This window comes from Amycolatopsis kentuckyensis (assembly GCF_002155975.1).
In the GTDB taxonomy this organism is placed as follows: domain Bacteria; phylum Actinomycetota; class Actinomycetes; order Mycobacteriales; family Pseudonocardiaceae; genus Amycolatopsis; species Amycolatopsis kentuckyensis.
The window spans coordinates 1-7,685 of record NZ_MUMI01000780.1; the positions used below are offsets into that span (position 1 = coordinate 1).

Below are 7,685 nucleotides of genomic sequence, written 5' to 3' on the forward strand. Positions count from 1 at the left end.
GGCATAAAGCATCCCGAAGGTAAAAGTGTTCTGCCCCTCCCCGTGCCCGGCAATGGCCAGCCGGCGCAGAACCTCCCGCCCCACCACGGTGTCCTGATGCTCCCCCAGCGTGCTCTGCACAGCCTTCACATTCTTCCGCCAGGCACGCAGCTTCTTCCCATAAGCCGGCTTCACGGTGTCGGCGGCGTACCGAGCCCGCTTGGCCTTCTTGCGAACGTCGTGCAAGGCCGTCCCCAGCTCATCACCCTCCAGCCCCCGAGCGGCCGCTTCTGCACGACGAAGCTTCTTGGCCGCCTTCCGCACCGGCTTCCGCAGCCCCACCTTCGCCGGCTTGCGCGCTTTCGGCGTCAACGACGGCTCCTCCACCAGCGCATCCAGCGAACGCAGCAGCTTCAGGTACCGCTTCCCGGTCAACGCGGCCAATGCCCGCGTCCGCCCTTCCTCGGCCTCCCGGGCGAAGTGCCGGGTGAGGAACTGCCGAAGCGGCCCGAACACCAGCTCCGAAGGCAAGGCGTCGAGCTGCTCCCGCAGCCGCTCCTCGGCCACCTCGGTGTCCCGCGCAGGCGCCAGCTGACGCCCGAGCCACTGCAGCTCGCCGACCAGGCCGCCGCTCTCCACGATCGAATCGAAGGTCCGCAGCGTGCTCCGCAGCTTCCGGACGGCGACGCGCATCTGGTGCACCGCATCGTCGGCGTCCAGCCGCACCCCGACGTCCGCCCGGCGCAACCGCCCGTAGTGCTCGTGCAGCGAAGCGAGCACCACCTCTCCCGCGGACGGCTTCTTCCCCAGCCGCGGCGCAGCCGGAACCCGCTCACCGACGAGCCGGCGCAGTTTCGACGACCACGGCGACGCGGAAGCTCCGGCCTCGGTCAACGCGCGATCGAACTCCTCGAGCAACGCCGGCGACGCCGAAGGGTCCAGTTCGAGCTCCAGTTCACGCCACTCGTCCAGCCGCGCGGTGGCACCACCGGCCTCGCCGGTCACGTGGTCATCGGTGAGCACCGCGATGGTCCGCCCGCCCGCGCCGGCCAGCCGGTGGGAGAACCGGTCGGTACGCAGGTGCGCGATCGGCACCAGTTTCTCCCCGAGCGTGTACGCCCCGACCAACCGCCGAAGCCGTCCCGGCACCTTGTGCGGGTCGCCGCCCAGCGGCAACTGCAGCTCCTGCCGCTCATCGGCGGACACCGGCAGCTTCAGGTGCCAGCCGGCGTCCGGCCCGCCCACCCGCCGCCGCAGCGTGATGCCGCCGCGGGCCAGCCGGAACGTCGGGGTGTCGTAGTAGGACGCGTCGAGCACGTGCTCCACCGGGTCGTCCTGGGTTTCGACACCACCGACGCCGACCAGGCGGGGCACGCCGCTGCCCGCGACGATCTCGTACTTGCGTTCGCGCTCGGTCACCGGCGACGGCGCTGCCATGGTTCGTCCTCCCTGGGCCGGGGTTCACCGTATGGGTACCCGGCGGGCGCGCGGCCGACACGGGATTCGGCGCCCGAGCAGCGGGTATCCGTTCCCGCAACCCGAACCCCGGACCAGGAGGGTGCATGAACGGCAACCAGTCCGCAACCGACCTGACGACCGTCCTCGACGGCGACCACCGCGAGCTCGACCGGCTCTGCACCGAGCTCGAGCTCGGCCAAGGCAGCCCGGAGAACCGCAAGGACCTCGCCGATCACCTGATCGCGGAACTGGTCCGGCACTCCGTCGCCGAAGAGCGCTACCTCGAGGGCGACGGTGACCTCGCCGAAGCGGACGGCCTGATGCGGCAGCTCGAAGGCGCGGGGCCCCAGGAGTCGCGGTTCGAGCGCCTGCTGGGCGGGCTGATCCGCGCCGTCCGGCGGCACGTCCGGGAGGAAGGACCCGCGGCCCTGCGCGAGATCGGGCGCACCTGCTCCCCCGAGAAGCAGGCCGAACTGGGCAGACGGGTCCTCGAAATCCGGGAGGGGGCGGCGACGCTGCCGCACCCGGACCTCGCCGACCGGGTCCCCCAGGCCGACCAGCTGTGGCCGGGACCGGGGTTCGTCGACCGGGCCCGTGCCGCCCTGCGCGAGCCGGCATCGGGTTGAATGGACAGTCGGCACCCCGATCCGGAAGGCAGCGAGGACCCATGAGCGTCGGCGAAGAGGAGTGGGCACGGGAACGGGCCTGGTTCGGGCAGGACGGTGAACCCGGACCGGGGCCGCTGGCCCGGCAGTTCGCCGACCTCACGCGGACCCTGCTCGACGTCACGCCGACCGTCGGCGGGGTGCTCAAGCTCGTCGTCGGGGCCGCGGTCGCGCTCATCCCGGACGCCGATCTGGTCAGCGTCACCCTGCGGGACGCCGACGGCAGCTACCACACCCCGGTCGGGACGGACCCGATCGCCGAACGGCTCGACCAGGTGCAGTACGACCACCGGGAAGGCCCCTGCGTGGAATCGGCCCGGCCGGACGGCCCGGCCGTCGGCTGGTCGCAGGACCTGGCGCGGGAGCCGCGCTGGCCGGCGTTCGGCCCGGCCGCCGCCCGCCACGGCTACCACTCGGTGCTGGCCACCGCCCTGCTCCCGGACGTCCGCCCGCCCCGGCTGTCCGGCGCGCTCAACATCTATTCGCGCACCCCGGGCGCGTTCGACGCGCGGGCGATCGACACCGCGCTGCTGCTGGCGACGCACGCGTCGCTGGCGCTGGCCAACACCCAGGCCGTCGCCGCGGCCGAACTGGAGTCGGCGCACCTGCGCCGGGCGGTCGACAGCCGCGACGTCATCGGCCAGGCGAAGGGCATCCTGATGCAGCGGCGCGGCATCTCCGCCGACGAGGCCTTCGACGTGCTGCGCCGCGCGTCCCAGGATCTCAACGTCAAGCTCGCCGACCTGGCGAAGGCCCTCGCCTCCCGGCACACCGAGGTCGATCTGCCGGCTTCCGAAGCCTGACACGCCGGAAGCGCCACTTTCCGGCGAAAGTGGCGCTTCCGGTGTGCTGCCGTCATCGGCGGCGTTTTACGGGGCCGAGTACGGGGACCGGTTCTCGAGCGACGGGCTGGCGGTCGGGTACGAGCCGTCCTGGCCCGGCACCGGGGTGACCGTCGTGCCCTGGTGCTCCGCCTCCACCCGCGGCCGGGGGCCGCGCTGGACGACCGCCTCCACTTCCTGCTCACCGCGGATGCGGGCCAGGGCGCCGAGGGTGATCGCGTGGGCCAGGGCGAGGATCAGCAGCAGCACACCGATCCGCCCGACCACGCCGGGCAGGTCGCTCCCGCCCATGTTGATGGTCGAGATGAGCGCCAGCACCCCCAGCGTCGCGAGGTGGAACAGCACCGTGACCAGGCGGGTCATCGAAGCGCCCGCGGCGGGGTCGCCGTAGGAGTTCTCCAGGTACCGGCGGCCGCTGCGGTAGATGATCTGCCCGTCTATCAGGACCAGCGCAATGCCGATCGCGAGGAACGACAGGTACGCGTTCGTGGTCATGCCGGACGCTCCTTCCTGGGGGACCTTGCCGGAGGAATACCCGGCAGGTCGCGCAGGGAAACGCCGCCGTCACGCGGGGAGAGCCCGGGACGCGGAACGCGGCGGGGCGGCTGATCCGCCCCGCCGCGGCAACGCACCCCGGACGGGTGCCCCTCGGGCTTCAGCGCCCCGGGCGGTCCACGTCACCGCGCCAGCCGCCGGTCTCCCGGCCGCGCTGCTCGATGAACTCCTTGAACCGCTTGAGATCGCCCTTCACCCGGCGGTCGAGCACGCCGAGCTTGTCGGCGACGTTCTCGGCGAAACCCTCCGGGTCGATGTCCATCTGGGCGGTCACGCGCGTGTGCGAGTCGTCCAGCCGGTGGAAGGTGATCACCCCGGCGTGGTCCGGGCCGGAGTCCGACGTCCAGGCGACCCGCTCGTCGGGGTGCTGCTCGGTGATCGTCGCGTCGAATTCGCGCGTCACGCCACCGAACCGCGTCACCCAGTGGGTGTGGGTGGCGTCCACCTGACGGATTTCTTCGACGCCCTCCATGAACTGCGGGAATTCCTCGAACTGCGTCCACTGGTTGTACGCGGTCGAAACGGGGACTTCCACGTCCACGATTTCGGTGATCGTGCTCATGCACTCCTCCTCGTCGATGGTCGGTGCTCGTCGTTGAGGCAACACATCGGCTACCCGGCGCACCGGCGGACAAACCCGGCGCGGTTGACACAGCCCGGAGCCGGGTACACGGCGGCCAGGCAAGGAGGTGTTCGGTGATCGAAGAGGTGAACAAGAAACCGGCTTCCGACCGCTCGGTCGGCGAACTGGTGACGGACCTGACCGACGAAGTCAAGCGGCTCGTCCGGGACGAGATGCGGCTCGCGGTCTTCGAACTGCAGCGCAAGGGCAAGAAGATGGGCCTCGGCGCCGGGTTGTTCGGCGCCGCGGGGCTGTTCGCGTTCCTCGGGGCCGGCACGCTGGTCGCGGCGGCCGTGCTGGCCCTCGCGCTGGTCGTGCCCGGCTGGCTGGCGGCGGTGATCGTCGCGGTCGCGCTGTTCGTCGTCGCCGGCATCGCGGCGCTGGTCGGCAAGAAGGAAGTGACGCAGGGGGTGCCACCGGTGCCCGAAGAAGCGATCAGCGGCGTCCGCGAAGACGTGGACACCGTGAAGCAGGGAGTGCGGACATGAGCGGGGACTTCCCGAAGAACGCCGAGGAGGCGCGGCTCGACCGGGACGCCACCCGGGAGGAGCTCACCGAGACCCTGGAGGCCCTCGGGCAGAAGCTCGACGTGAAGACCAGGGTCAAGGAGAACGTCGACGAAAAGCTCGACCAGGCGACCGCGAAGGTCGCCGACGTGACGAACGAGCCGACCGCGGTCAAGTTCCGCCAGGGCGCCGACGCCGTCCGCGCCAACCCGGTCCCGGTCTTCGCCGGCGTGCTGGGCCTGCTGATCCTGATCCGCCTGATCCTGCGCCGGAGGAACTCGTGAACAAAGCGCTCTACAAACCGCTGAGCTGGGTGGTGGGTGCCCTCGGCGGCATCCTCGCCGGCCAGGTGTTCAAGCAGGTCTGGAGCCGGGTGGCCGGGGAAGACGACGCTCCCGACGCCACCGACCGCGACTACACCTGGCGGCAGGTGGTCATCGCGGCGGCGGTGCAGGGAGCGATCTTCGGAGCCGTCAAGGCCGCCACCGAACGCGCCGGCGCCGTCGGCTACCGCAAGGCGACCGGCGACTGGCCCGGCGACGACTGACTGTACACAGTGGACGGCGGCGGGAGGCGGGTCCGCGCGGCGGTCACGCCTCCCGGCCGGGCTCCGGGGTCAGGCCGACGAGCGCGGCCCGGACGGCGGGGTGGATCTTCAGCACCAGGTCGGCTCCGGTGGCTTCCAGCGAACGGGTGACCGCGTGGCCGCCGAGCACGACGGCGAGTTCGGTGCGGGCGTGCGCCTGCAGCAGCGACCGGACGCCGGCGCAGCTCAGGAAGGCCACCCGGGTCAGGTCGACGATCAGCCGCCCGCCGGTGGCGAGGGCTTCGTCGAGCGTGCCGACCGTGGCGGCGTCGATGTCGCCGACCAGGGTGAGCACGGTGATCCCGCCCGGCCGTTCGGTCGTGGTGACGGTGAGGCCGGAGGGTTCGTAGATCGTGCGGAAACAGTCGTACATGGCGCTCCTTCGATCCCAGCGTTGCAGGGGCGCTGACCGGAGCACGTGTCTGAACAACAGCCAACACCCCTGACCGTACGCCCCTGCGCTCTGAGGTCAACCCCGCGGGTTTCCCGGCTCCGACCTCGGGTAATCCGTTCGGGACGGATATCCGGCCCCGGAAGGAGTTCCATGCGTGTCGTGATCGTCGGCGGCGGTTTCGCCGGTTACCACGCGGCGAAGAGCCTCAGGAAGGAAGCCGGCGAAGACGTCGAAGTCGTCGTGCTGAACCCGACGGATTACTTCCTCTACCTGCCGTTGCTGCCCGAAGTGGCGGCCGGGATCCTGGACCCGCGGCGGGTCGCGGTTTCGATTCCGGAAACGCTGCGCGGGGTCCGCCTCGTGCTCGGCATGGCCACGGGTGTCGATTTCGACGCCCGCCACGTCACCTACACCGATCCCGAGGACAACGAGCACCGGATCGGGTACGACCGGCTGGTGCTGGCCGCGGGCAGCGTCAACAAGCTGTTGCCGATCCCGGGCGTGCCGGAATACGCGCACGGTTTCCGCGGCGTGCCGGAAGCGCTCTACCTGCGTGACCACATCACGCGGCAGATCGAGCTGGCCGCCGCGGCCGAAGACCCGGCCGAGCGGGACGCCCGCTGCACGTTCGTGGTGGTCGGCGCCGGCTACACCGGCACCGAGGTCGCCGCGCAGGGTCCCGCGTTCACCGCGGCGCTCGCCGCCCGCCACCCCGAACTGGCCGGGCAGCAGATCCGCTGGCTGCTGCTGGACGTCGCCGAGCGGGTGCTGCCGGAGCTGGACAAGCGGCTCGGCCGGACCGCCGACGAGGTGCTGCGCGCCCGCGGGGTCGAGGTGCTCATGAAGACGTCGGTCGACCACGCCGACGCCAAGGGCGTCACGCTGACCAACGGCGACGCCGTGCCGGCCCGCACGCTGGTGTGGTGCGTCGGCGTGCGGCCGGACCCGCTGGTGGCCGACCTCGGGCTCGAGACCGCCAAGGGCAGGCTCGTGGTCACCGAGCAGCTGAACGTGCCGGGCCGCGACGACGTCTTCGCCTGCGGCGACGCGGCCGCGGTGCCCGACCTCACCCGCCCCGGCCAGTACACCGCGATGACCGCGCAGCACGCCGAGCGGCAGGGCAAGCTCGCCGGGCGCAACGTGGCGGCCTCGCTCGGGTACGGCCGCCGCGGCACCTACCGCCACCACGACCTCGGCTTCGTCGTCGACCTCGGCGCCGGTGCGGCCGCGGCGAACCCGCTGCACATCCCGCTGTCCGGGCGGCCGGCGAAGGCGGTGACGCGCGGTTACCACCTCATGGCGATGCCGGGCAACCGCGTGCGCACGGCCGCCGACTGGGTCCTGGAGGCGCTGACCGGCCGCCAGACCGTCCAATTGGGACTCGTCCGCTCCGGGGCCGTGCCGCTCGACACGGACAGCCCGGAACTCCCCCGCCGCTGAATCCTTTTTCGTGGAAGGAAAACCGATGCCCGCCGAACCCGAACCCGTCCGCTCCGAAGGCCCGGCCGTGGTGACCGCCGGGGACCCGTCGGGCCCCAAGGTGATCGTGCTGGACCCGGCGGGCGCCGCGAAGCACGACGAGCTGCCCGCGACCTGGCGCCCGCTGACGGAGAAGCGAGCCGTGTTCTGGTGCCGCGTACCCGCCGGCGGCGCCCTGACCGAAGCCGACGACCTCCTCGGCGACGCCGGCCCCGAAGATCCCGAGATCGCGGTGGTGGCGAGCGGCCCGTTCGCGGCGGAGGCCCTGCAGCTCGTCGAGCGGCACCCGGGCGCGGCACAGCACCTGCTGCTGGTCGACCCGGCCTCGGACGCGTTCCTCACCTCCGACAACGCAGCCGAGGCCAACGAAGCCTGGCTGGCCGAGCACGACGACGTGGTGACCAAGCTGCGCGAGGCGGGAACGGAGGTGCGGGTCGTGGCATCGAGCAGCGAAAGCCCGGAGGACCGGGTACCGCCGCCCCTGCCGCTCGGCCACCCAGTCGTGGTCACGGCGGTGCGCTCGGCCCTCGGCCTGGAGTAGCAGCGCCCGGTCCGGGTCGGGTCGGCCCGGTCGGCCCAGTCGGCCCAGTCGGCCCGGT

General features: G+C 71.9%; 11 protein-coding genes. 7 read left to right on the forward strand and 4 right to left on the reverse strand.

Annotated elements, in window-relative coordinates; genetic code table 11:
- Nucleotides 1-1,416 (reverse strand): CYTH and CHAD domain-containing protein (locus CCN39_RS47700; protein ID WP_086853778.1); only part of this gene is annotated, 1,416 nt, incomplete at its 3' end.
- 125 nt (nt 1,417-1,541) lie between these two features.
- On the opposite strand from CCN39_RS47700, the gene CCN39_RS47705 reads away from it, so the two are divergent.
- Together CCN39_RS47705 and CCN39_RS47710 are read left to right on the forward strand one after the other, a co-directional pair.
- Nucleotides 1,542-2,063, forward strand: coding sequence for a hemerythrin domain-containing protein (locus CCN39_RS47705; protein WP_086853780.1), 522 nt, complete (start codon nt 1,542-1,544; stop codon nt 2,061-2,063).
- A 41-nt stretch (nt 2,064-2,104) separates the two neighbouring features.
- A complete protein-coding gene (locus CCN39_RS47710; RefSeq protein ID WP_086853782.1) occupies nt 2,105-2,905 on the forward strand; it encodes a GAF and ANTAR domain-containing protein in 801 nt (266 codons plus the stop codon).
- A 66-nt stretch (nt 2,906-2,971) separates the two neighbouring features.
- Here CCN39_RS47710 and CCN39_RS47715 read toward each other — a convergent pair whose 3' ends face one another.
- Nucleotides 2,972-3,439, reverse strand: a complete 468-nt coding sequence (locus CCN39_RS47715) for a hypothetical protein (RefSeq protein WP_086853784.1) — start codon at nt 3,437-3,439, stop codon at nt 2,972-2,974.
- 160 nt (nt 3,440-3,599) lie between these two features.
- A complete protein-coding gene (locus CCN39_RS47720) occupies nt 3,600-4,061 on the reverse strand; it encodes an SRPBCC family protein (RefSeq protein WP_086853786.1) in 462 nt (153 codons plus the stop codon).
- 134 nt (nt 4,062-4,195) lie between these two features.
- On the opposite strand from CCN39_RS47720, the gene CCN39_RS47725 reads away from it, so the two are divergent.
- Genes CCN39_RS47725 through CCN39_RS47735 form a run of 3 tightly spaced genes read left to right on the forward strand, consistent with a single transcriptional unit; the run spans nt 4,196 to nt 5,174 of the window.
- The gene (locus CCN39_RS47725) at nt 4,196-4,609 is read left to right on the forward strand and encodes a phage holin family protein (protein ID WP_086853788.1); all 414 of its coding nucleotides are present in this window, start codon (nt 4,196-4,198) and stop codon (nt 4,607-4,609) included.
- Nucleotides 4,606-4,911, forward strand: a complete 306-nt coding sequence (locus tag CCN39_RS47730; RefSeq protein ID WP_086853789.1) for a DUF3618 domain-containing protein — start codon at nt 4,606-4,608, stop codon at nt 4,909-4,911. The genes CCN39_RS47725 and CCN39_RS47730 overlap by 4 nt, the downstream gene beginning before the upstream one ends.
- Entirely contained in the window at nt 4,908-5,174 is a 267-nt protein-coding gene (locus CCN39_RS47735; protein ID WP_086853791.1) for a DUF4235 domain-containing protein, read from the forward strand. Before CCN39_RS47730 ends, CCN39_RS47735 begins: the two co-directional genes overlap by 4 nt.
- A gap of 43 nt (nt 5,175-5,217) precedes the next feature.
- Here the strand turns inward: CCN39_RS47735 and CCN39_RS47740 are convergent, their stop codons facing one another.
- Nucleotides 5,218-5,586, reverse strand: coding sequence for an STAS domain-containing protein (locus CCN39_RS47740; RefSeq protein WP_086853794.1), 369 nt, complete (start codon nt 5,584-5,586; stop codon nt 5,218-5,220).
- A gap of 171 nt (nt 5,587-5,757) precedes the next feature.
- Here CCN39_RS47740 and CCN39_RS47745 point away from each other — a divergent pair, with 171 nt between their 5' ends.
- Both CCN39_RS47745 and CCN39_RS47750 read left to right on the forward strand, forming a co-directional pair.
- A complete protein-coding gene (locus CCN39_RS47745) occupies nt 5,758-7,047 on the forward strand; it encodes an NAD(P)/FAD-dependent oxidoreductase (protein ID WP_086853796.1) in 1,290 nt (429 codons plus the stop codon).
- A gap of 25 nt (nt 7,048-7,072) precedes the next feature.
- Nucleotides 7,073-7,627: a hypothetical protein gene (locus CCN39_RS47750; RefSeq protein ID WP_086853798.1), complete on the forward strand. Its 555-nt coding sequence runs from the start codon at nt 7,073-7,075 to the stop codon at nt 7,625-7,627.
- Nucleotides 7,628-7,685 lie beyond the last annotated feature (58 nt).

Coding starts and splice junctions, on each gene's coding strand:
- CCN39_RS47705 (WP_086853780.1), top strand. CDS start 1,542: ATGAACGGCAACCAGTCCGCAACCGACCTGACGACCGTCCTCGACGGC.
- CCN39_RS47710 (WP_086853782.1), top strand. CDS start 2,105: ATGAGCGTCGGCGAAGAGGAGTGGGCACGGGAACGGGCCTGGTTCGGG.
- CCN39_RS47715 (WP_086853784.1), bottom strand. CDS start 3,439: ATGACCACGAACGCGTACCTGTCGTTCCTCGCGATCGGCATTGCGCTG.
- CCN39_RS47720 (WP_086853786.1), bottom strand. CDS start 4,061: ATGAGCACGATCACCGAAATCGTGGACGTGGAAGTCCCCGTTTCGACC.
- CCN39_RS47730 (WP_086853789.1), top strand. CDS start 4,606: ATGAGCGGGGACTTCCCGAAGAACGCCGAGGAGGCGCGGCTCGACCGG.
- CCN39_RS47740 (WP_086853794.1), bottom strand. CDS start 5,586: ATGTACGACTGTTTCCGCACGATCTACGAACCCTCCGGCCTCACCGTC.
- CCN39_RS47745 (WP_086853796.1), top strand. CDS start 5,758: ATGCGTGTCGTGATCGTCGGCGGCGGTTTCGCCGGTTACCACGCGGCG.
- CCN39_RS47750 (WP_086853798.1), top strand. CDS start 7,073: ATGCCCGCCGAACCCGAACCCGTCCGCTCCGAAGGCCCGGCCGTGGTG.